Annotated in this window: 20 protein-coding genes and 1 pseudogene; 19 read left to right on the top strand and 2 right to left on the bottom strand. The window is 66.0% G+C overall.

Features of this window, described 5'->3' with window-relative positions; genetic code table 11:
* Window positions 1-364: DUF1844 domain-containing protein (locus tag B3T59_RS10565; protein ID WP_287002207.1), on the bottom strand; the 364-nt coding region annotated here is incomplete at its 3' end.
* Between the two features lie 261 nt (window positions 365-625).
* On the opposite strand from B3T59_RS10565, the pseudogene infC reads away from it, so the two are divergent.
* The 4 genes and pseudogenes from infC to B3T59_RS10545 all read left to right on the top strand — a co-directional run bounded on the left by infC (window position 626) and on the right by B3T59_RS10545 (window position 2851).
* Window positions 626-1280 (top strand): annotated as a pseudogene (infC, locus tag B3T59_RS10560) (translation initiation factor IF-3).
* Between the two features lie 105 nt (window positions 1281-1385).
* Window positions 1386-1580, top strand: coding sequence for a 50S ribosomal protein L35 (gene rpmI, locus B3T59_RS10555; protein WP_005208912.1), 195 nt, complete (start codon window positions 1386-1388; stop codon window positions 1578-1580).
* A gap of 40 nt (window positions 1581-1620) precedes the next feature.
* Window positions 1621-2001, top strand: coding sequence for a 50S ribosomal protein L20 (rplT, locus tag B3T59_RS10550; RefSeq protein ID WP_005178731.1), 381 nt, complete (start codon window positions 1621-1623; stop codon window positions 1999-2001).
* A 55-nt stretch (window positions 2002-2056) separates the two neighbouring features.
* Window positions 2057-2851, top strand: a complete 795-nt coding sequence (locus B3T59_RS10545; RefSeq protein ID WP_287002206.1) for a TrmH family RNA methyltransferase — start codon at window positions 2057-2059, stop codon at window positions 2849-2851.
* Between the two features lie 15 nt (window positions 2852-2866).
* On the opposite strand, the gene B3T59_RS10540 is transcribed toward B3T59_RS10545, so the two are convergent.
* The gene (locus B3T59_RS10540; protein ID WP_287002205.1) at window positions 2867-3325 is read right to left on the bottom strand and encodes an SRPBCC family protein; all 459 of its coding nucleotides are present in this window, start codon (window positions 3323-3325) and stop codon (window positions 2867-2869) included.
* 76 nt (window positions 3326-3401) lie between these two features.
* Here B3T59_RS10540 and B3T59_RS10535 point away from each other — a divergent pair, with 76 nt between their 5' ends.
* From B3T59_RS10535 to tyrS, 15 genes are all read left to right on the top strand, one after another.
* On the top strand, window positions 3402-4748 hold the full coding sequence (locus B3T59_RS10535) for an acyltransferase family protein (RefSeq protein WP_287002204.1): 1347 nt from the start codon (window positions 3402-3404) through the stop codon (window positions 4746-4748).
* A gap of 252 nt (window positions 4749-5000) precedes the next feature.
* The gene (gene pheS / locus B3T59_RS10530; RefSeq protein WP_287002203.1) at window positions 5001-6062 is read left to right on the top strand and encodes a phenylalanine--tRNA ligase subunit alpha; all 1062 of its coding nucleotides are present in this window, start codon (window positions 5001-5003) and stop codon (window positions 6060-6062) included.
* Window positions 6063-6119: 57 nt separating this feature from the next.
* Window positions 6120-8594 (top strand): phenylalanine--tRNA ligase subunit beta, encoded by a 2475-nt coding sequence (pheT, locus tag B3T59_RS10525; protein ID WP_287002202.1) that lies wholly within the window; start codon window positions 6120-6122, stop codon window positions 8592-8594.
* A 150-nt stretch (window positions 8595-8744) separates the two neighbouring features.
* Window positions 8745-9095, top strand: coding sequence for a hypothetical protein (locus B3T59_RS10520; protein ID WP_287002201.1), 351 nt, complete (start codon window positions 8745-8747; stop codon window positions 9093-9095).
* Between the two features lie 38 nt (window positions 9096-9133).
* Complete coding sequence (argC, locus tag B3T59_RS10515) at window positions 9134-10171, top strand: N-acetyl-gamma-glutamyl-phosphate reductase (protein WP_287002200.1); 1038 nt, start codon at window positions 9134-9136, stop codon at window positions 10169-10171.
* An 80-nt stretch (window positions 10172-10251) separates the two neighbouring features.
* Complete coding sequence (gene argJ, locus B3T59_RS10510) at window positions 10252-11472, top strand: bifunctional glutamate N-acetyltransferase/amino-acid acetyltransferase ArgJ (protein ID WP_287002208.1); 1221 nt, start codon at window positions 10252-10254, stop codon at window positions 11470-11472.
* On the top strand, window positions 11469-12431 hold the full coding sequence (gene argB, locus B3T59_RS10505) for an acetylglutamate kinase (RefSeq protein ID WP_287002199.1): 963 nt from the start codon (window positions 11469-11471) through the stop codon (window positions 12429-12431). Before argJ ends, argB begins: the two co-directional genes overlap by 4 nt.
* A complete protein-coding gene (locus tag B3T59_RS10500; protein ID WP_287002198.1) occupies window positions 12428-13615 on the top strand; it encodes an acetylornithine transaminase in 1188 nt (395 codons plus the stop codon). The genes argB and B3T59_RS10500 overlap by 4 nt, the downstream gene beginning before the upstream one ends.
* Window positions 13612-14535, top strand: a complete 924-nt coding sequence (gene argF, locus B3T59_RS10495; RefSeq protein ID WP_251723670.1) for an ornithine carbamoyltransferase — start codon at window positions 13612-13614, stop codon at window positions 14533-14535. Before B3T59_RS10500 ends, argF begins: the two co-directional genes overlap by 4 nt.
* Window positions 14532-15062, top strand: a complete 531-nt coding sequence (locus tag B3T59_RS10490) for an arginine repressor (RefSeq protein WP_287002197.1) — start codon at window positions 14532-14534, stop codon at window positions 15060-15062. Before argF ends, B3T59_RS10490 begins: the two co-directional genes overlap by 4 nt.
* Window positions 15063-15211: 149 nt before the next feature.
* On the top strand, window positions 15212-16414 hold the full coding sequence (locus tag B3T59_RS10485; RefSeq protein WP_049698547.1) for an argininosuccinate synthase: 1203 nt from the start codon (window positions 15212-15214) through the stop codon (window positions 16412-16414).
* Window positions 16407-17864: an argininosuccinate lyase gene (gene argH, locus B3T59_RS10480; RefSeq protein WP_287002196.1), complete on the top strand. Its 1458-nt coding sequence runs from the start codon at window positions 16407-16409 to the stop codon at window positions 17862-17864. Before B3T59_RS10485 ends, argH begins: the two co-directional genes overlap by 8 nt.
* 107 nt (window positions 17865-17971) lie before the next feature.
* A complete protein-coding gene (locus tag B3T59_RS10475; RefSeq protein ID WP_064863483.1) occupies window positions 17972-21055 on the top strand; it encodes an AMP-binding protein in 3084 nt (1027 codons plus the stop codon).
* A gap of 115 nt (window positions 21056-21170) precedes the next feature.
* Window positions 21171-21383, top strand: coding sequence for a Trm112 family protein (locus tag B3T59_RS10470; protein ID WP_064863469.1), 213 nt, complete (start codon window positions 21171-21173; stop codon window positions 21381-21383).
* A 55-nt stretch (window positions 21384-21438) separates the two neighbouring features.
* Window positions 21439-22740 (top strand): tyrosine--tRNA ligase, encoded by a 1302-nt coding sequence (tyrS, locus tag B3T59_RS10465; protein WP_064903870.1) that lies wholly within the window; start codon window positions 21439-21441, stop codon window positions 22738-22740.
* The last annotated feature ends 491 nt before the right edge of the window (window positions 22741-23231 follow it).

Genomic DNA, 23231 nt, shown 5'->3' with positions numbered 1-23231 from the left:
CATCGCGGAACGCCAGCTGCAGTTGCTTGAGTCCGTCGCGTATGGGGGCGGCGTGCACGCCGAGATCTGGTTTGGCCGCGTCGACGAGCCCGGCCAGCGCGGTGATGAGTTTGCGAGCCTCATCGAGATCCGCGTCGTCTTCGGACGCCCCCGGCGCCAGGCCGAGCTTCTCAGCCGACGCACTCATCAACATGACGATGGCCCGGGTCACGACCTCGATCGAAGGAATGTCTGCCATGTCACGGACGTTGTCATCATCGTCTGTGGAAGTAGTCACGTCCGGACGCGCGGAATCGTTGTTCGGAACGCCGGTGAGGTCGTCACCTGCATCGTCGCCCGAAGGCGAATAGGTGTTCTCGGGCATGACTGATAGACTTTCATAGCACGACCGCCCCGGTTGGCGCCGGGGTCGCAAGTGGAGTTCCGCTCCCACCGCTACGACGCGTCGAATATGTGCGCTTACCGCACACGCGATTCACGCAGTTGTACGGTCCGGTCCTGCCGATAGGTGTGGTCTTTCCGCGCCGTCGGCGATGCACATCCGATGGTGTGCAGACCGGTCGGTATCGGAGCCCTGACGATGGTGAACACCATCTCGGGGCTCTTCTGCTGAGAGCCCCTTTCCATGCGCGGCCACCGACCACTCCGCGACGGCCACCCCTGTCAGGTTTTATCAAGGAGGCCCCATCAGCACTGAGACCCGCATCAACGAGCGCATCCGCGTACCGGAGGTCCGACTCGTCGGACCGAATTCGGAGCAGGTGGGCATCGTGCGTGTTGAAGATGCGCTGCGCCTGGCCTACGAGGCCGACCTGGACTTGGTTGAGGTCGCACCCGACGCCCGTCCGCCGGTGTGCAAGATCATGGACTACGGCAAGTTCAAGTACGAAGCAGCGCAGAAGCAACGCGAGTCGCGTCGCAACCAGCAGTTGACCGTCATCAAGGAGCAGAAGCTCCGGCCGAAGATCGACGACCACGATTACGAGACCAAGAAGGGTCACGTCATCCGGTTCCTCGAGGCAGGCTCGAAGGTGAAGGTCACCATCATGTTCCGCGGGCGCGAACAGTCGCGACCCGAGCTCGGATACCGACTGCTGCAGCGCCTCGGTAACGACGTCGCCGATTACGGCTTCATCGAGACCTCGGCCAAGCAGGACGGCCGCAACATGACCATGGTCCTCGCCCCGCACAAGGGCGCGAAGACCCGCGTGAAAGCGCAGCAGACCCGTGACGATCGCGCGCCCCGCCAGCAGGGCGCCAAGGACGACACGGCCAGCTAAGCCGATGCGGTCCGTGAGAACGGGCCGTCGGAGAACCACTGCGGACGCATACCGCACCCGACAACCGCGGGTGTGGCTTGCGTCCGCTCGAATGAAGGAAAGAACATGCCGAAGAGCAAGACCCACAAGGGCACAGCCAAGCGCTTCAAGGTGACCGGCAGCGGAAAGATCGTCCGCCAGAAGGCCAACCGTCGCCACCTCCTGGAGCACAAGTCCTCTCGCCGTACCCGTCGTCTCGACGGCATCGCCGTGGTGAGTGAGAACGACGCACCGCGTATCAAGCGACTGCTCAACCGCTGACGCACCCGACCACCACATCTGACGAACAAGAGGAACTGACATGGCACGCGTGAAAAGGGCTGTGAACGCCCAGAAGAAGCGTCGTTCGACGCTGGAGGCCTCCAAGGGATACCGCGGGCAGCGCTCGCGCCTGTACCGCAAGGCCAAGGAGCAGCAGCTCCACTCGATGACTTACGCCTACCGGGACCGTCGCGCCCGCAAGGGTGAGTTCCGCAAGCTGTGGATCGCGCGTATCAACGCCGCGGCCCGCGCCAACGACATCACCTACAACCGCTTCATCCAGGGCCTCAAGGCCGCTGGTGTCGAGGTTGACCGCAAGGTGCTCGCCGACATCGCCGTGACCGACCCCGAGGCCTTCACCGGCCTCGTCGAGGTTGCCCGCAAGGCGCTGCCGGCCGACGTCAACGCTCCCGCAGCCTGAGCGTTCACATCGAACACGTCGCACACGACCCGCGAGTGATCACGGACATCATCTGATGGAGATCCTGTCCGAACGATCCTCGCGGGTCGTGTCGTATGCAAAGCTCCATCGAGCGCCGGCACGACGCGCCGAGGGACGGTTTCTCGTGGAAGGCTCCAATGCGGTTGCCGCCGCCCTGGAGAGCGGTCGGGCACTGCAGGTCCTCGTCCGAGAGAGTGACGCCGACCGACACGCCGACGTCCTGGGCGACGCATCCGGCGCAGGCATCGACGTCGTCGGACTGTCGGATCGCGCCGCGGGGAAACTCTCGGAAGCGACGACGCCGCCCGGAATCTTCGCTCTCGCCGAATTGTTGGACGCCTCGCTCGACGACGTGCTGTCGTCAGGTCCGCGACTGCTGGCTGTTGCCGTCGAGCCGCGTGAACCCGGTAATGCCGGGACGCTGATCCGCACAGCCGACGCGATGGGCGCCGACGCTGTGCTGTTGCTCGGCGATGCGGTGGACCCGCACAACGGGAAATGTGTACGGGCGAGCGCGGGCAGTGTCTTCCACCTGCCGATCGTGCGGGAGCGAGACGTCGACGCGGCGCTGTCGTCAGTGAGGTCGGCAGGCATCACGATCCTCGCGACGTCGGCCGACGGTGAGCTGATGCTCGACGACGCCTCAAATGTCCTCGCCGAGCCGACCGCCTGGCTGTTCGGCAACGAGGCTCACGGGTTGTCCGCACCCCTCGCGCAGACGGCCGACCATCGGGTGTCCATTCCGATCCGCGGTCGCGCCGAGAGCCTCAATCTCGCGTCGGCGGCGTCGATCTGTCTCTACGAGAGCGCGCGAGTACAAGCCCGCTAGGTTGTAGCGCAGGGCTCACGCCTCGGCGATCACTTTGATCCGCGCGAGAGTGGCAGGGATTCCCGTGGCCGCCGCGGTGAGTCGAATCGTCATCTGGTTCTCGGCGTCGTCGCCGAACCTCTCATGGAAGAACGCTTCGCCGGTCTCAGAGAAGGCGGTGTACTCGGTGAGCCGTGTGCTGCCGTCTCCGGCGGCCTCGACTCGATAGCCCCACCTCGTGCCGCTCGTTCCGATTGTCCATTCGAAGCGACTGTCGGGTTCGTCGACGGTCACGGTCGAGACCGTCGACCACTCGCGTACCGGCGTGCGGTTGTGACCGGTGAATGTTGCGCCCTCGCCGCGTGCAGCACTGTCCCAGTCGCATGCGTGGCACTGCTCGCTCCACTCTCCGGTGCGCGTGACGTCGCTGATCAGCGCGTACACGTCCTCCGGGCTGCGCTCGACGACAACGGAATCTTCCAGTGTGTATCGCATGAGTGTCGAGTCTAGGGCGACGGGCGGCACCGGCTGATCGAGTCAAAACGCATAGGCGTGCTGAGTAGTTGCACCCATGATCGAACGGGCATGTCGGCGAAGACTTCTCGGAGTGCTGAACCACTCATCCCCGCCCCCTTCGGTCGCAGAACTCGACGCGCTGACCGGCAACCGCGACCGCGTCGTCGATCTCATCCGGCTCACCTCACTGGTCGTCGTGATCGCCGGGCATTCGCTCATGTTGACCGTGTCGATCGCCGACGGTCGGCTCGTCCTCGGCAACACACTCGCCGACGTTCCGCTTCTGCAGCCGATGACCTGGCTGTTCCAAATCCTTCCGCTGTTCTTCTTCGCAGGCGCCGCGGCGTCGACCTACGGGTGGCGTCCGGACACACGTCCCGGCCAGTGGCTGTTGCGTCGTGTGCAGCGGCTTCTGCGGCCGGTCGGGTGGTACCTCATGATCGTCCTGGTCGTCTACGGGGTGTCGACGCTGGTCGGTGCCGCCGCCATCGCCGACGTCGTGGCACGCCTGGGAGTTCAGTTGCTGTGGTTTCTCGGCGCCTATCTTCTGGTGCTCGCCGCGATGCCGGTGCTCCAACGACTCTCGTCACGCCGCGCTGTGCTGTCGGCTTTGGCGGCCGCGTGGCTTGTGACGGCAGCCGTCGACACGCTTCGGATCGCCGTCGGAGCGTCGAGTCAGCTTGGTTACGTCAACTTTCTCAGCGTGTGGATCATCCCGGCGATCCTCGGCGTCGCGTATGCGAAGCGTCTGTTCACGACGGTCGAAGCCGCAGTGTTGGGGGTGACGGCTCTGGTCGTCGACATCGCGCTGGTGGCCCTCGGTCCGTACGAGGTGTCGTTGGTGACCGTCCCAAGACAGCAGTTGTCCAATATGAGCCCGCCGAGCCTGCTACTCGCTGGTCACACCGTGGTGCTGTGCACACTGGTCATCGGGTTGCGTGCGCCGCTGGCGCGAGTGGCCTCGCGCCCACGGGTCTGGTGGTGGGTCGTGCTCGGCAACCGTGGTGCGATGACCCTGTATCTGTGGCACCTGCCGGTGCTGGCGCTCATCATCGGCCTCTCCACGGTGTGTGGTTTGCATCGCGATCCCCACGCCCTGTTCTTTTGGCCGACGGTTCTCGGGACCACGACATGCCTGCTCGCGCTGATGATCCCGGTGACCGGTGTGCTGTCCGTCCTGGAGAACCGTCCGCTGCCGTGGTGGGACGCGCAGATCGTCGGCGGTTGGAGTACCCGACGCGACGCACTCATCGTGGCGCTTCTGGTGGTCGTCGGCGTGGCGACTCTGCTCCTGGCCGGTTCGGGGATCGTCGCCGGCTGGATGTGGTTGGTGGTCGGCGTCGCCGCCGCGATGGGAGCTCGGTGGTCGGGTCGGGCAACTGCGGGCTCCCGACGTTGCTGACCCGGGCGAAACGTGTCGGCACCAGGTGCGGCGACAGTGGTACCGACCTGCTCTGCGTTCGTCGGGACGGGGATGTTCGATCGTGGCGGGTTCGTGGGGGCGTCGAGGTAGCGCACCATGCCGGTCGACTAACCTTGACGAGGAACTATCACGGCCTCCGACCGGCGCATTGCTGATCTGCTCTCGTCGTCATCGACGTGGTCGTGATGAGTTCAGTCATCTGAACCAGCAAGCACGAGGAGACCGCCGACCGTGGCCAGCTCTGCCGACGATCACGCGCAGCCAACGTTCCCGAGCACCGCGGAACTCGACGCCGCGGCCGATGCCGCCGCTGCGGCATTCGCCGCGGCCGCTGATCTCGATGCGCTCGCGGCCGCCAAGACCGCACACCTCGGCGATCGTTCGCCGATAGCGCTCGCTCGTCGAGCTCTGGGTTCGCTGCCGAAGGACCAGCGATCCGAAGCAGGCAAACTGGTCAACCAGGTTCGCGGCCGGGTCACTGCGGTCCTCGACGGTCGGACGGCACAGCTGCAGGCCGAGCGCGACGCCGCGGTTCTCGTCTCCGAATCGGTCGACGTCACGCTGCCGAGTCGGCGACGTCCCGCCGGTGCACGCCATCCCATCACAGTGATCTCCGAGCAGGTCGCAGACGTTTTCGTCGGCATGGGGTGGGAGATCGCAGAGGGACCCGAGGTAGAAACCGAGCACTACAACTTCGACGCGCTGAACTTTCTCCCGGATCATCCGGCGCGGTCGATGCAGGACACCTTCTACATCGCGCCCGAGGGGTCACGTCAGGTGCTCCGGACGCACACGTCGCCCGTGCAGGTGCGTTCGATGTTGTCGCGAGACCTTCCGATCTACGTCGCGTGCCCCGGCCGGACGTTCCGTACCGACGAGCTCGACGCCACCCACACGCCGGTGTTCCATCAGATCGAGGGCCTCGCCGTCGACAAGGGACTGACGATGGCCAATCTGCGCGGCACGCTCGAGGCGTTCGCTCGTGCGCTGTTCGGCCCCGAGACCACGACGCGTATGCGTGCGAGCTATTTCCCCTTCACCGAGCCGTCGGCCGAGGTCGACGTCTGGTTCCCAGCCAAAAAGGGCGGTGCGGGCTGGGTCGAATGGGGTGGCTGCGGCATGGTCAACCCGAACGTGTTGCGCGCCAGCGGAATCGACCCCGACGTCTACTCCGGATTCGCGTTCGGGATGGGACTCGAACGCACCCTGCAATTCCGCAATGACATCTCGGACATGCGCGACATGGTGGAGGGCGACGTCCGCTTCAGCCTCCCGTTCGGCCCGGCGGCCTGAGCCGGTCGACGCCGCAACCCGCACTGATTCCACTCGATGAAAGAAGCTGATTGACCGATGCGTGCACCGCAGTCCTGGTACACCGAGGTACTCCGTGCCGGCGATCCGACCTGGTCGGCGACCACTGAGGAGATCGACGCGGGTTTCGTCCGTGTCGGTTTCGAGATCGAAGACATCGAGTCGTTTCCCGAGATCACCGGTCCGCTGGTGATCGGGCGTGTCGAGCACATCGAGGAACTGACCGAGTTCAAGAAGCCCATTCGCTTCTGCCAGGTCGAGGTGGGGGAGTCGGAACCCCGCGGAATCGTCTGTGGGGCACGCAATTTCGCGGAAGGCGACCTCATCGTTGCCGCTCTGCCCGGAACCGTGCTGCCGGGGCCGTTCGAGATCGCGTCCCGGAAGACGTACGGGCACATCTCCGACGGCATGATCTGCTCGGTGTCCGAACTGGGCATCGGCACCGATCACAGCGGCATCCTCGTCCTGGCGCCCGGCACCGCCGAGCCCGGCGCCGACGCCCGCGAGGTCCTCGGACTCGACGACGCCGCGATCGACGTCAACGTCACCCCCGACCGTGGCTACGCATTCTCGATCCGCGGACTCGGCCGTGAGCTGGCGAGCAGCTTCACCGTGCCGTTCGTCGATCCGGGGACCTCCGTCCCCGCCATCTCGGTGTCCGACGGTGCGCCCTGGCCCGTGGCGATCGAGAAGGATTCCGGCGCAACCCGATACACCGCGCGCCTCATCGAAGGAGTCGACCCGACTGCGGTCTCGCCGTGGTGGATGCAGAAGCGACTGATGGTTGCCGGGGTCCGCCCGATCTCCGCCATCGTCGACGTCACCAATTACGTGATGCTCGAACTGGGACAGCCGCTGCATGCCTTCGACGCAGACAAGTTGTCCGGAACCATCACCGTCCGCAACGCGCGGTCGGGGGAGAAGCTGACAACGCTCGACGGCGTCGTACGCGACCTCGATCCCGAGGACGTCGTCATCGCCGACGACAGTGGCCCAGTCGCGTTGGCAGGCGTCATGGGCGGCGAGAGCACCGAGGTGGGTCCGCAGACCACGCGCGTCCTGCTCGAGGCGGCGACCTTCGATCCAGTCCGTGTCTTCCGGACCGGAAAGCGTCACAAGCTCACGTCGGAGGCGAGTAAGCGGTTCGAGCGCGTCGTCGACCCGGAGATCACCGCCGGCGGGTCTGACCGCGGAGCCGGCCTCATCGTCGAACTCGCGGGTGGTGCCATTGCGTCGCCACTCTCCGAGGAGCGGATCGCGGTTCCGGCGACCGCGCCCATCACGATCGCGGCCGACGAACCCGACCGCACGGCTGGGGTCACTTACCCGGCCGGCACCACCGCAGCTCGGCTCGTCGAGGTCGGGTGCACGGTCACCGGCACCGACCCGCTGACCGTCACGCCCCCGTCGTGGCGGCCGGATCTGCGCCAGCGCGCCGACCTCGTCGAAGAAGTCTTGCGACTCGAAGGCCTCGAAGACATTCCGGCCGTTCTCCCGTCGGCTCCGGGCGGGCGTGGGCTGACGCCAACCCAGCGTCGACGCCGCAGCATCGGTCGCACGCTCGCGCTCGACGGTTACGTCGAGGTACTGCCGTTTCCGTTCATGCCAGCGGGCGTCTTCGAGATGTGGGACCTGCCCTCCGACGACGTTCGACGCCGCACGGTCAAGGTGCTCAACCCGCTCGAGTCCGACCGGCCGGAGCTGAACACGACGCTCCTGCCGGGGCTGTTCGAGATGGTCGGCCGCAACATTGCGCGTGGCCAGCGCGACCTGTCGCTGTACACGATCGGCCAGGTCGTTCTCGCCACCGACCGCATGCGCCCGGTGGCCGAACTCGACGTAACCCGACGCCCGACCGCCGAGGAGATCGCCCAACTCGACGACTCGCTACCCGCCCAGCCGCTGCACGTCGCGGTTGCGCTGACCGGGCTGCGTGATCCGGCTGGCCCGTGGGGTCCTGGAAGGCCCGGCGACTACCTCGACGCCTTCGAAGCCGCACGCGAGATCGGCGTCGCAGCCGGAGTCGACGTCACGTTGGTGGCCGACGCCTACGCGCCCTGGCATCCGGGTCGGTGTGCGGCCGTCGTCGTCGACGGTCTGGTCGTCGGACATGCCGGCGAGCTCCATCCCGCGGTGTTGGAGCGTGCAGGGCTGCCGAAGCGGATGTGCGCCGTCGAGATCGACGTCGACGCGCTGCCGCTCGACGCGACGTTGCCGGCGCCGCATATCTCCGTGTTCCCGGCGGTCCTCCAGGACGTTGCCGTCGTCGTGTCGGATGGCGTGCCGGCGGCAGACGTGGAGGCGTTGCTGCGCGAGGGCGCCGGAGAGCTTCTCGATTCCATCGAGCTCTTCGACGTCTTCACCGGCGAGCAGGTCGGCGAGGGCAACAAATCGTTGACCTTCGCGCTGAAGTTCCGGGCAGGCGATCGGACCCTCACCGACGACGAGGCAACCGCGGCCAAACTGGCTGCCGTGGCCCGCGCGACCGAGGGCGTCGGCGCGCGACTTCGGTAGGTCGTCACACGGCGACCGATGCGCTGGCCGACGCCTCGCTGTGCTCTCGCACGCCACGCGCGGTCAGCCAGATGCCCAGCGTGAGTTCCCAGATCGCGATGGGGCGGCGGCGAGCGCGCCGATCGTCGATACCTGTGACACGAGGCCGACATGGATTCCCTGGCGGCGGAGTTCATCGACGGAGGCATCGCAGTCGATCTGACCCACCACGCCATGCACGTAGTCGGGTCACGAATCTGGGGCTTCACGGCGGAAGTGTTCACCGGTAGTGCCGCGCCGTCGTCCGACCTCGGTCCGGCCGCCCGGGCGGCAGCGGAGGCCGAGTTCGCGAAACGATATCCCGCAGTGACGGCGATCGCCCTCGATGCTCGCGCCCGTACGGGTCCCGCTGGCTGCGACGACGACTTCGAGTTCGAGTTCGCGGTGGATCTGATTCTCGAGGCCGTCGAACGACTACACGACGCCGGTTGGGAATCTACTTCGTTGCGCCCGCCGACCTAGTTCCGTATTGATTTGCGTCGCCATGCATAATGATGTGTATGACGATCAAGGTGGCTGTCGCAGGCGCGAGCGGTTATGCGGGTGGGGAAGTACTTCGTCTGCTGTGCGGACACCCGCGTCTGCGATCAGGCGACCTCGAGATCGGCGCCCTGACGGCGGGCGGCAACGCCGGATCACTGCTCGGTGCCCATCATCCCAACCTGTTGCCGTTGGCGCAGCGTGAACTCCAAGAAACGACGCCCGACGTGTTGGCTGGTCACGACGTCGTGTTCCTCGCGCTGCCACACGGAACGTCGGCACAGATCGCCGACGCTCTGCCTCCTACGACGCTGATCATCGACTGCGGCGCCGACTTCCGGCTCCGTGACTCCGACGACTGGGTCGCCTACTACGGCGGCGATCACGCAGGCACCTGGCCGTATGGACTCCCCGAGATCCCCGGCAACCGTGAGGTCCTGCGGAATGCGAGCCGGATCGCGGTGCCCGGTTGCTATCCGACGGTCTCGATCCTGTCGCTGCTTCCCGCACTGGCAGCGGGACTCGTGGAACCGCACGTCACGGTCGTCGCGGTGAGCGGGACGTCGGGCGCGGGACGGGCACCCAAGGTCGACCTACTCGCCTCGGAGGTGATCGGTTCCGCGCGTGCGTACGGCGTCGGCGGGTCGCATCGGCACACTCCCGAGATCTCGCAGGCGCTTTCGGAGGCCGCCGACCAACCGGTCGCGGTGTCGTTCACGCCTGTGCTCGTCCCGATGTCACGCGGAATCCTCGCGACGTGCACGGCGCGCACCACAGCGTCGGCCGACGAGGTCCGCGCGGTGTACGAGAAAGCGTATGCCGATGAGCAATTCGTGTATCTGCTTCCCGAGGGCAGTCTTCCAGCGACGGGATCGGTGATGGGTTCCAACGCAGTGCAACTCGCAGTCGCCGTCGACGAGCGGGCCGGAACACTCGTGGTGGTCGGCGCTATCGACAACCTCGCGAAGGGGACCGGCGGCGCGGCGGTCCAGTCGATGAACCTCGCGCTGGACTGGGACGAAGCAGAAGGACTGAGCACCGTGGGAGTGGCACCGTGAGCTCGAGTGGCAATGCCGCAGAAGGCAATTCGACAGAAGGCAATACAACGACGCGGGTCGACGACGACTCCGAGGACCGGATCACCGGTGGCGCACCGGCGACCGGACCGCGCCTGCTGCGCAATCAGGGTGTGACCGCTCCGCTCGGATTCCGCGCGGCGGGAATCGCCGCTGGTATCAAGGCTTCCGGTGCTCCCGACCTTTCACTGGTCTTCAACGAGGGCCCCGACTATTCGGCGGCCGGCGTCTTCACCCGCAATCAGGTGAAGGCTGCGCCGGTGCTGTGGAGCAAGCAGGTGCTCACCACCGGCAGGCTGCGCGCCGTCGTCCTCAATTCTGGTGGCGCCAACGCCTGTACCGGTCCGCTGGGCTTCCAGGACACGCACGCGACGGCAGAAGCTGTTGCCGAAGCGCTGAGCAACTGGGGAACCGAGACCGGGGCCGTCGAGGTCGCCGTCTGTTCCACCGGTCTCATCGGTGATCGCCTCCCGATGGACAAGGTGCTCGCGGGTGTGACCGAGATCGTCCAGGAGATGGGCGGCGGACTCTCTGGCGGAACCGACGCCGCCTACGCGATCATGACGACCGACACCGTGCCGAAACAGGTTGCGCTGCATCATCCACAGGGGTGGAACATCGGTGGAATGGCCAAGGGCGCAGGCATGATGGCACCCTCGCTCGCGACGATGCTGTGCGTGCTTACCACCGATGCGCGGGCCAGCGCAGAACAACTCGACCTCGCGCTGCGGCGCGCGACGTCGAAGACGTTCGACAGACTCGACATCGACGGCTCGACGTCGACCAACGATACAGTCCTGCTGCTCAGCTCCGGCGCCAGCCAGATCCCGGTCGAGCAAACCGAACTCGACGCCGCCGTACTGTCGGTGTGCGACGACCTCGCGGCGCAGCTGATGGCCGACGCCGAGGGTGTCACCAAGCGCATCGTCATCACGGTCACCGGCGCTGCCGCCGAAGACGACGCCATCGCAGTGGCGCGGACCATCGCCCGCGACAGTCTGGTCAAGACGGCGCTTTTCGGGTCGGACCCCAATTGGGGGCGCGTGCTCGCAGCGACGGGGATCGCGCCGGTCACCATCGACCCGGACCGAATCACGGTGTCATTCAACGGCAAAGCGGTCTGCGTCAACGGCACCGGTGTCGACGGAGCGCGTGACGTCGACCTGTCGGGTCCCGAGGTCGCGGTCCTCGTCGACCTCGGCCTCGGAGCGGAGACCGGCAGCATCCGGACCACCGACCTGTCGCACGCGTACGTCGAAGAGAACTCGGCGTATTCGTCATGATCTCGACAAGCTCGATCAGCGGAGATGGCTCGATCAGCGGCGCGGCGAAGGCCGCGATCCTGGCGGAGTCGTTGCCTGCGCTGCAGGCCATGCACGGCGCAACCGTTGTCGTGAAGTACGGCGGCAACGCGATGATCGACGACGACCTCAAGCGCGCCTTCGCCGCCGACATCGTCTTCTTGCGCGCCTGCGGCATGCACCCGATCGTGGTGCACGGTGGCGGACCACAGATCTCGGCGATGCTCGCACGTCTCGGCCTGACGGGCGAGTTCCGTGGCGGGTTCCGCGTGACCACGCCCGAGGTGATGGACGTGGCGCGGATGGTGCTGTTCGGTCAGGTCGGTCGCGAGCTCGTCGGGTTGATCAACACGCACGGACCCTATGCCGTCGGCCTCACCGGTGAGGACGCCAACCTGTTCACGGCGACGCGGCGCACGGTCCTCGTCGACGGAGTTGCCACGGACATCGGACTCGTCGGCGACATCTCCTCGGTCAACACGTCCGCGGTGCTCGATCTCGTTGGTGCGGGACGAATTCCAGTCGTCTCGACCCTCGCACCCGACCGCGACGGCGTCGTCCACAACATCAACGCCGACACCGCGGCGGGCGCCCTCGCCGAGGCCCTCGGCGCCTCCCGGCTGGTGATGCTCACCGACGTCGAGGGTCTCTACACCGACTGGCCCGACCGCTCGTCGCTCGTGTCGCAGATCTCGACCGATGCACTGGCACAACTGCTTCCGAGTCTCGACGCGGGCATGGTACCCAAAATGGAGGCGTGCCTGCGTGCGGTCGAAGGCGGGGTTGGGCGAGCTCACGTCGTCGACGGCCGTGTGGCGCACGCCGTCTTGGCCGAACTGCTGACCGCGGCGAGCACCGGGACAACCGTCGTCGCTCCCGAAAACCTCTCTCCCGTAACCACGCACACCACGCTAGACACAGACGGAGCGTCTCACTCATGACCGCACCCTGGCAGGAGCGGTGGTCATCCGCCCTCATGAAGAACTACGGCACGCCGCCGATCGCCCTGACGAAGGGCGAGGGAGCCTACGTGTGGGACGCCGACGGTAACCGCTACCTGGATCTACTCGGCGGCATCGCGGTGAACGCGCTCGGTCATGCGCATCCCGCGATCGTGGCAGCGGTGACCGAGCAACTCCACACTCTGGGCCACGTCTCGAATCTGTACATCAACCCGCGGGTCGTCGAACTCGCCGAGCGTCTTCTCGACAAGTTCGGGCAGCCCGGCCGGGTGTTCTTCTGCAACTCCGGAACCGAAGCCAACGAGGCGGCATTCAAGCTGGCCAGGCTCACCGGCAGGCCGCAGATCGTCGCGTCGGACAAAGCATTTCACGGACGCACCATGGGTGCGCTCGCCATGACCGGTCAACCGGCCAAGCGCGCACCGTTCGAACCGATGCCCGCAGGGGTCGACTTCGTGCCCTACGGCGACGTCGAGGCCTTGACCGCCGCCGTGTCGTCGGAGACCGCGGCGGTGATTCTCGAGCCGATCCTCGGAGAATCCGGTGTCATCGTTCCGCCTGCGGACTACCTCGCGCACGCGCGCAGGCTGACCGCCGAGCACGGCGCATTGCTCGTCCTCGACGAGGTTCAGACGGGAATCGGTCGTACCGGAACGTTTTTCGCACACCAGGCCGCTGGGATCGTGCCCGACGTCATGACTCTCGCCAAGGGCCTCGGCGGCGGGTTGCCCATCGGGGCGACCATCGCCACGGGTCCCGCGGCGGAACTGTTCACGCCCGGACAGCACGGCACGACATTCGGCGGTAACCCGGTGTCGGCTGCCGCGGCGCTCGCGGTCCTCGATGAGTTCGACAACAGCAACCTCGTCGATCATGTTGCCGCCGTGGGAAAATCGATCGCAACCGGTGTCGAAGCACTCGACCATCCGCTGATCTCCCACGTGCGCGGGTCGGGGCTGTTGCTCGGCGTCGTGCTCACCGCGCCGGTGTCGGCGAAGGTCGAGTCGACCGCTCGCGACAACGGATTCCTCATCAACGCGCCGGCTCCCGACGTCCTGCGGCTCGCGCCGCCCCTCATCCTCACCGAGGAGCAGGCCGGCGACTTCGTCGCAGCACTGCCGCAGATCCTCGACGCCGCAACCGACGAGAGCAGCGCACAGTGACCAGACATTTTCTTCGCGACGACGACCTCACGCCCGACGAGCAGGCCGAAGTACTTGCGCTTGCTGCCGAGGTGAAGCGTCAGCCGTTCGCCTACCGACCGCTCGAGGGGCCTCGGGGAGTCGGGGTGATCTTCGACAAGAACTCCACCAGGACGAGATTCTCGTTCGAGATGGGCATCGCGCAGATGGGTGGTCACGCGGTCGTCGTCGACGGACGCACCACTCAGCTCGGCCGCGACGAATCGCTCGAGGACACCGGCCGGGTGCTGTCACGGTTCGTGGAGGCCGTCGTGTGGCGGACCTTCGGTCAGGAGCGTCTCGAAGCGATGGCCTCGACGGCGTCGATTCCGATCGTCAACGCGCTGTCGGATCTGTTCCATCCCTGTCAGGTGCTCGCCGACCTGCAGACCATCGTCGAACGCAAGGGTCGCACCGCGGGGCTGACGATGACCTACCTCGGCGACGGCGCGAACAACATGGCGCACTCGTTGGCGCTCGGCGGCGCGACCGCGGGAATGCACGTGACGATCAGTGCGCCTGACGGTTTCGAGCCCGACCCGGTCGTGATCGCCGACGCCGAGAAGCGGGCTGCGCTGACCGGGGGATCGGTCAGCGTCGAATCCGATCCTGTCGCGGCGTCGCGTGGGGCCGATGTGTTGGTCACCGACACGTGGGTCTCGATGGGGCAGGAGGACGACGGCAAGGATCGTCGCGCGCCGTTCCGGCCGTACCAGATCAACTCCGAGCTCCTCGCCGTTGCGGATCCGGACGCGATCGTCCTGCACTGCCTGCCCGCTCACCGTGGCGATGAGATCACCGACGAGGTGATCGACGGCCCCGCGAGTGCTGTTTTCGACGAGGCGGAGAACAGGTTGCATGCGCAGAAGGCGCTGCTCATCTGGCTGTTGGGGCAGAAGTGACCAGCAACGCTGATGCGGGCGCCGCGCGCATCGCCGACCACACAGACACCAGGCTCGCGAGCACACGGGCAGGGCGACACGCGCTCATCGTCGAAGTGCTCGGTTCCCATCAGGTGCGGTCGCAGTCGGAGTTGCAGCAATTGCTCGCCGGCAGGGGAGTCGACGCCACGCAGGCAACGCTCTCACGCGACCTCGACGAACTCGGCGCCGTCAAGTTGCGCGCCGCAGACGGCGGCGTCGGCGTGTACGTCGTCCCCGAGGACGGCGCGCCCGTTCGCGGGGTGTTCGGCGGCACCGCCCGACTGTCTCGACTGCTCAGCGAACTGCTGGTGTCGACGGACGCCAGCGGAAACCTCGCCGTGCTGCGCACCCCGCCCGGCGCCGCGCACTACCTGGCCAGCGCCATCGATCGGGCAAGCCTGCCCGACGTGGTGGGCACAATCGCGGGTGACGACACGATCTTCGTGTGTGCACGGGCGCCGATCGACGGGGCCGAGCTCGCACGACGAATCGAGGGCCTCGTGTGACAACCCCTTACCGACGCCCCGGCAGCGCCTGAGCCGGAGCCGGACACACAGAGGCCCGTACCGGACCGACAAACAGACCCCAGCCCGATCGCAACGGGCACGACATCCGATGATGGATGTCGAACCACGACATAGGAGCACACACCACCATGGCGGAACGCGTCGTACTTGCATACTCCGGCGGCCTCGACACCTCGGTCGCTATCAGTTGGATCGGCAAGGAGACCGGTAAGGAGGTCGTCGCCGTCGCGCTCGACCTCGGACAGGGCGGCGAGGACATGGAGGTCGTCCGTCAACGCGCGCTCGACTGCGGTGCTGTCGAAGCCGTGCTCGTCGACGCACGCGACGAGTTCGCAGACGACTACTGCCTGCCCGCGATCACGTCGAATGCGCTGTACATGGACCGGTACCCGTTGGTGTCGGCACTGTCGCGCCCGCTGATCGCCAAGCATCTCGTGACCGCGGCACGCGATCACGGCGGCACCGTCGTCGCGCACGGCTGCACGGGTAAGGGCAACGACCAGGTGCGCTTCGAGGTCGGTTTCGCTTCGCTGGCACCAGATCTCGAGGTCATCGCCCCCGTCCGCGACTACGCGTGGACGCGCGAGAAGGCCATCTCCTTCGCCGAGGAGAACGACATCCCGATCAACGTGACCAAGAAGTCGCCGTTCTCGATCGACCAGAACGTGTGGGGTCGAGCTGTCGAGACCGGCTTCCTCGAAGACCTGTGGAATGCGCCCACCAAGGACGTCTACAGCTACACCGAGGATCCGACGATCAACTGGAACTCGCCCGACGAGGTCATCATCACGTTCGACAAGGGCCGCCCGATCGCCATCGACGGACGCCCGGTCAGCGTGCTCGAGGCGATCGAGGAACTCAACCGCCGCGCGGGTGCACAGGGTGTCGGCCGCCTCGACGTCGTCGAAGATCGCCTCGTCGGCATCAAGAGCCGCGAGATCTATGAGGCCCCCGGCGCGATGGTGCTGATCACCGCCCACGAAGAGCTCGAACACGTCACGCTCGAGCGCGAACTCGGACGCTTCAAGCGTCGGACCGACCAGAAGTGGGCCGAGCTGGTGTACGACGGCCTCTGGTTCTCGCCGCTCAAGCGCTCGCTGGACACCTTCGTCGACTCCACGCAGGAGCACGTCTCCGGCGAGATCCGCCTCGTGCTGCACGGTGGCCACATCTCGGTCAACGGCCGCCGCAGCGGCGAGTCGCTGTACGACTTCAACCTCGCGACCTACGACGAGGGCGACAGCTTCGATCAGTCCGCTGCACGTGGATTCGTCGAGCTGCACGGCCTGTCGTCGAAGATCGCGGCCAAGCGGGACCTGCTCAGTGAGTGATCAGGGCCTCTCAGCCCAGCAGGGGACAACGAACCAGGGGTCGCTCTGGGGGGGTCGCTTCGCGTCGGGACCCGCCGACGCGATGGCGGCGCTGAGCAAGTCGACGCAGTTCGACTGGGTGCTCGCCCCGTTCGACATCCAGGCGTCGAAGGCGCATGCCAGGGTTCTCAACCGCGCGGGCCTGCTGTCCGACGACGATCTGACCGACATGCTCGCCGGTCTCGACCAGCTCGCGAGCGACGTCGCCGACGGCACCTTTGTGGCCGCCGAGTCCGACGAGGACGTGCATGGCGCCCTCGAACGCGGACTCATCGAGCGCGTCGGAGCCGACCTCGGTGGCAGGCTGCGCGCCGGACGGTCGCGCAACGATCAGGTCGCCACGCTCTTCCGCATGTGGCTGCGCGAGGCGATGCGCTCGATCGCAACAGGTGTGCTCGACGTCGTCGAGGCGTTAACGGCTCAGGCTCGCGCACATCCCGACTCCGTCATGCCGGGCAAGACACATCTGCAGGCAGCCCAGCCGGTGCTGCTCGCACATCATCTGCTCGCGCACGCGCAACCGCTGATCCGCGACGTCGACAGGCTTGCCGACGCAGATCGTCGAACTGCGGTGTCCCCGTACGGGTCCGGTGCATTGGCTGGTTCGTCACTCGGCCTCGATCCGGAGGCGATCGCCGCTGATCTGGGGTTTTCGGCCGCCGCGGAGAACTCGATCGACGCGACGTCGTCGCGAGACTTCGCGGCCGAGGCATCGTTCGTCTTCGCGATGATCGCCGTCGATCTGTCGCGACTCGCCGAAGAGGTGATCCTGTGGAGCACCGCCGAATTCGGTTACGTCACGCTCGCCGACGCCTGGTCGACGGGCAGCTCGATCATGCCGCAGAAGAAAAACCCCGACGTCGCGGAGCTCACACGCGGCAAAGCCGGCAGATTGATCGGTGACCTCACCGGCCTGCTGGCGACCCTGAAGGCCCAGCCGCTCGCCTACAACCGCGACCTGCAGGAAGACAAAGAGCCGGTGTTCGACGCCGTCGCGCAGCTCGAACTGCTGTTGCCTGCGATCGCAGGCATGGTCGGCACACTCGAGTTCCACGAGGACCGGATGGCCGAACTGGCTCCCGCGGGATTCACCCTCGCCACCGACATCGCCGAATGGCTTGTGCGTCAAGGCGTTCCGTTCCGCGTAGCGCACGAGGTCGCCGGTGCGTGCGTGCGTGAGGCAGAGAGCCGTGGCGTCGGACTCGACGAACTCGACGACGCCACGTTCGCGTCAATCGATCCGGCTCTCACGCCACAGGTTCGCGAGGTGCTGACCGTTCACGGATCCATCGAGTCGCGCGACGCCTACGGCGGAACCGCTCCGTCGCAGGTGCAGCGACAGCTCGACGTCCTCGATCGGGAGCTTCCCGCGTTGCGCTCGCGGTGGTCGGTGAGTTCACGGTCACAGTGAGGCCGACGAGTGCGCGGGGTCCAAGTCGATCCGTGTACGGTGCGAGTTGACCGAGCTGGGTAGAGTGACTTGGATCACCATCCGGTGTGTGGGGAGGAGCGTGGTTGATGTCAGGCGGCGGCATTCCCGACGTGAAGGCCTTCGCCGAGCGTGTCCTCGCGACGGCACAGAACGGGCTCGAGGTGCTTCGGTACGGCGGTCTGCAGACCGGAACCGAGCCCGCCCCGTTCACCGTGGTCGAGACCACACGGATGTTCCGGTTGCGGCGCTATTTCCCGGATGCCCCCGCAACCGGACCCAACATCGTGTTGATCCCCCCGATGATGGTGTCCGCCAACGTCTATGACGTGACCGAACACAATGGCGCGGTCTCGGTGTTGCACCGCCACGGCATCACCCCATGGGTCGTCGACTTCGGGTCTCCCGACCACGAAGAGGGCGGGATGGAGCGCAACCTCGCCGATCACGTGGTCGCGGTGAGTGAGGCGGTCGACTGGATCATCGAATCCACCGGCCGCGACGTTCACGTTGCCGGCTACTCGCAGGGCGGCATGTTCGCCTATCAGGCAGCCGCGTATCGACGGTCCCGCGGCGTGGCGAGCGTGATCACCTTCGGTAGCCCCGTCGACGTTCTTGCGGCGTTACCGCTCGGGCTCCCCGCAGCGCTGGTTGCGCCGGGCGCCGAGGTCCTGGCCGACAAGGTGTTTCCCCACCTCTGGGTGCCGAGTTGGCTCGCGCGTCTCGGCTTCCAGATGCTCGACCCGGTGAAAACCGCGCGCAGCCGCTTCGACTTCCTCCGACAGCTCCACGACCGCGACGCGCTTCTGCCCCGCGAAGACCAGCGACGCTTCCTCGAAGCCGAAGGATGGGTCGCCTGGTCCGGGCCGGCCATCGCGGAACTGCTGCGCCAGTTCGTCGCACACAATCGCATGGTGTCCGGCGGATTTGTCATCAATGGAGAACTGGTGACGCTCGCAGAGATCACGGCTCCGGTTCTGGGGTTCGTGGGGGAGGTCGACGACATCGGGCAACCGGTCGCGATCCGAGGTGTCGTCCGTGCGGCGCCACGAGCCCGCGTGTACGAATCACGGTTGCCCGTAGGCCATTTCGGGCTTGTGGTGGGAAGTACGTCCGGTACTCGTACGTGGCCGACGACTGCGGAATGGATCAATTGGCAGGAGGGCCTGGGGCCCGAGCCCGATCACGTGGAGCCGATGGAGGCACCGATCGACGGCAAAGGCACCGGCGTCGGACTGTTGTCGCGTATCACCCACGGCATCGGTTCTGTTGCCGATGCGGGTGCCGGCGCGTCCCGCGAGCTGTGGGAAATGGCAGGCGCGGTCCAGCGGACATCGGTGGCCGTTGCACAGGAATCCGTCCGCACGGTGCCGCGACTGTTCCGTCTCGGACAGATCCAGTCGGGCACTCGGATCTCGCTGGGAAAGCTGATGTCGGAGAACACCGACTGGGGCAGCGACCGCGAGGTGTTCCTCTTCGAGAATCGAGTTCTCACCCATTCTCAGGTCGACACCCGCATCAACAACGTGGTGGCGGGCCTGGTGCAGTGCGGCGTGCGCCCCGGTGAGCACATCGGCGTCCTGATGGATACGCGCCCGAGCGCGCTGGTCGCCGTTGCCGCACTGTCCCGCTTGGGCGCGGTTGCGGTGCTCCTCGCCGGTGAGGGCGACGTCGGGGAGATGCTGCGACTGGCCGGCGCGAACGTCGTCATCTGCGATCCCGTTCACCTCGACACCGCAACCGCACACAGCGATCGGGTGCTCGTACTCGGTGGCGGAAGCGGGTCGGCACGTGAGATCGACGGCGCTGACGGCCACACCATCATCGACATGGAGCAGATCGACCCCGACGTCGTGCAGATGCCTGCGTGGTACCGCCCGGATCCCGGTCTCGCAGGCGATCTCGCGTTCATCCTCTTCACCCGCTCACGCGGCAAACTCGCCGTGTGGCCGGTGACCAATCACCGGTTTGCGATGTCGGCGTTCGGCGCGGCGTCGGCGGCTGGTCTCACCGACCGCGACACGGTCTACTGCATCCCGCCGCTGCACCACGCCTCCGGACTGCTGACCACGCTTGGGGCGACAGCCGTCGGCCGGTCGCGTATCGCCTTGTCGGAGGGGGTCGACGCCGAGAACTTTGTCACCGAGGTTCATCGATACGGCGTCACCGTGGTGTCGTATACCTGGTCGATGTTGCGGGAGATACTGCACGACAAGAACTTTCAGGTCAACGAGCACAATCCGATCCGGTTGTTCATGGGATCGGGACTTCCCACCGGTCTGTGGGACGAGATCGGTGAACGGTTTCCGCGCGCCCGAGTTCTCGAGTTCTTCGCGACCGCCGACGGGTCGGCCATCCTCGCCAACGTCGCCGCCGACAAGGTCGGGTCGATGGGTCGCGCTCTTCCGGAGACCAACGAGGTCGCGATCGCGGCGTACGACGTCGACGCCGAACGTCTCGTCGTCGGCGAAAGCGGTTTCGTCGATCGTGCGGGGCAGGGCGAGGTCGGTCTGCTGCTGGCGCGATCGCGCCATCGTTTCGACACCACCGCGACCGTCTTGCGTGACGTTTTCGCACCCAAGGACCGGTGGGAGGTGTCCGGCCACCTGTTCTACCGGGATTCCGACGACGACCTGTGGTTCATGGGATCGGTTGACACCGTTGCGCATTCGGTCGAAGGGCCCATCTACCTTCCCCCGATCGAACAACTGCTTTCGCGCGTACCCGGTGTCGACCAGGTGGCCGCTTATCGGCTCGGCGATCCCGGAAGCCAGATCGTCGTGGCAGCGCTGACCATGCGGTCCGACGTCGACGTGGATTCACTGACCGTCACGCAACTGCGACTAGGGCTCGGCGCACTGCCCGCGCACCGCCGGCCCCATCTGGTCTGGATCGTCGACGAGATTCCGGTGTCGGAGTCCTATCGGCCACAGGCACGCGAACTTGCGGCCCGCGGCGTTCCCAAACCCGGGTCAAAGGTCTGGTACCGCGACTCGGAGGGCAGGTACCGACGGTTCACCAAGACTGCGGTGAGCCGAGTGGACTGGCTACCGGCCTCCGCAGACTCCTCGTCAGCATCGTCGCGCGGCCGCACGACCTCGGCGAAAGCGGCGGCCACCACGGCCACACCGACGAGGACGAGAGTCGGGGAAACGGCGACCGGCACACGGTGATGTCGCGGCGACTGGGTGACCGACATGTTCGCGCGCGCCACTAGGCTTGCTGTCATGCCCCGCGGCAGTGCGAACAGTCGCTGGGGAATATCCGCTGAGAGAGGAAGCAAAGTCGATGAGTTCTCGCGCGCAGTCACTGGATCCGATCGTTCGTGACCGGCTGGTGTGCCCGCAAGATCATGGGCCACTGCTCGACGCGGGCGACGAGCTCTACAATCCGCGGCTTCGCGTCGCTTACCGGATCGACGCCGACGGCATCCCGGTCATGTTGGCCACCGAAGCACGGGCGGTCGCCGACGCCGAGCACGAACGCCTGACATCTGCCTGATCACCAGGGGTCGGGTCTGCGACGACCCCGCGGGGGTGGATGACAAGATCGATGTGTGAGCACACTGACCTCTGAAGACCGAATCGACGGTTCGCACATTCTCGACGATCTGCAGTGGCGAGGGTTGATCGCACAGTCAACCGACATCGACGAACTGCGCTCCGCGGTCGAGGCGGGCCCGATCACCGTGTACGCCGGGTTCGACCCGACGGCGTCGAGCCTGCACGCCGGACACCTGGTGCCGTTGTTGACGCTGCGTCGCTTTCAGCTCGCAGGTCACCGGCCCATCGCTCTTGCCGGCGGTGCCACCGGACTCATCGGCGACCCGCGCGACGTCGGTGAGCGGACGATGAACTCCGTCGACACTGTAGGCGGATGGACGGGACGCATCGGCGACCAGTTGGCCAGCTTCCTGCGATTCGACGACAGCCCGAACAGCGCGCTCCTCGTCAACAACATGGAGTGGACGGCAGGGCTCAGCGCCATCGAGTTCCTTCGCGACCTCGGTAAGCACTTCTCGGTCAACGTGATGCTCGCTCGAGAGACGGTTCGACGACGCCTCGAGTCCGATGGCATCAGCTACACCGAGTTCAGCTATCTGCTGCTGCAGTCCAACGACTACCTCGAACTGCACCGCAGGCACGGGTGCAGCCTGCAGATCGGCGGCTCGGATCAGTGGGGAAACATCGTCGGCGGTGTCGATCTCACGCGCCGAATCACCGGAAACACCGTGCACGCGCTGACGGTTCCGCTCGTGACCTCGTCGGATGGCAAGAAGTTTGGTAAGTCGACCGGCGGCGGAAGCCTCTGGCTCGACCCGGAACTCACCAGTCCCTACGCCTGGTACCAGTACTTCGTGAACACGTCCGACGCCGACGTCGTCCGCTACCTGAAGTGGTTCACGTTCTTGACGCGCGAGGAGATCGGCGAGTTGGAGCGTGCAACCGAAGAGACTCCGCATCTTCGGTTGGCGCAGAAACGCCTCGCAGCGGAGATGACGACACTCATCCACGGCGCAGCCAATACCCAGGCCGTCGAACTCGCCAGCCAGGCATTGTTCGGTCGCGCCGAACTGGCCGATCTCGATGAGTCGACGCTCGCCGCAGCACTGGGCGAGACGACGATCGCCGAATACAGCTCCGACGCACCGACGCTCGTCGGACTCCTGGTGGACAGCGGGCTCTCTGAGAGCAACAAAGCTGCACGGCGCGCGATCGGGGAAGGGGGTGCCTACGTCAACAACGCCAAGATCACCGATCCGGAGTGGACTCCAGGCACTTCCGACCTGCTTCACGGCCGTTGGCTGGTCATCCGACGCGGTAAGAAGTCCTTTGCCGGCGCTCGTTTAACGCTCTGACCAGGCGATTTGACGCCCTGTTCCCGTGTGTGTAACTTTCTTGTTGCACCGCAGCGAGCAAGACCCCGGGGCCGACACGGAATCGGGGGAACTGCAGTGTCTCAGGTCTGATAGCCTGGAACACCGGTGCGGCCAGAAACGAATAGCCCGCAACACACCGTGTTGCGAACGCAAATCGGATCTGGTAGCCTGGAAGAGTTGCTCCGGAGACGGGGTCAACGAATCCAAACACCAGCTTACTAGAGAGCGCCTCGCCATGCGGGGTGGCGCTGGTAGGTGTGTGTTCTTTGAGAACTCGATAGTGTATTGACAAGATTGTCTGATGCCATATTTTGGCATCGTGTGTCCAAGTTTTTGGATTATGTGATGATTTATTTTTGTGACGCTCAGGTCTTTGGGTCTGGGTGTTGCTAGTTTTTGTTTGGTCAGGTTTTTGTCTCTCTGGCTGAGATTGTGTTGAAAATTCTGCTGGCTGTATGGTTGGCGGGTTT

The sequence above is a fragment of the Gordonia sp. UBA7860 genome (assembly GCF_002500165.1).
In the GTDB taxonomy this organism is placed as follows: Bacteria; Actinomycetota; Actinomycetes; order Mycobacteriales; family Mycobacteriaceae; genus Gordonia; species Gordonia sputi.
The sequence above is the reverse complement of the archived record's forward strand: the minus strand, read 5'-3'. Positions and strand labels throughout refer to the sequence as shown.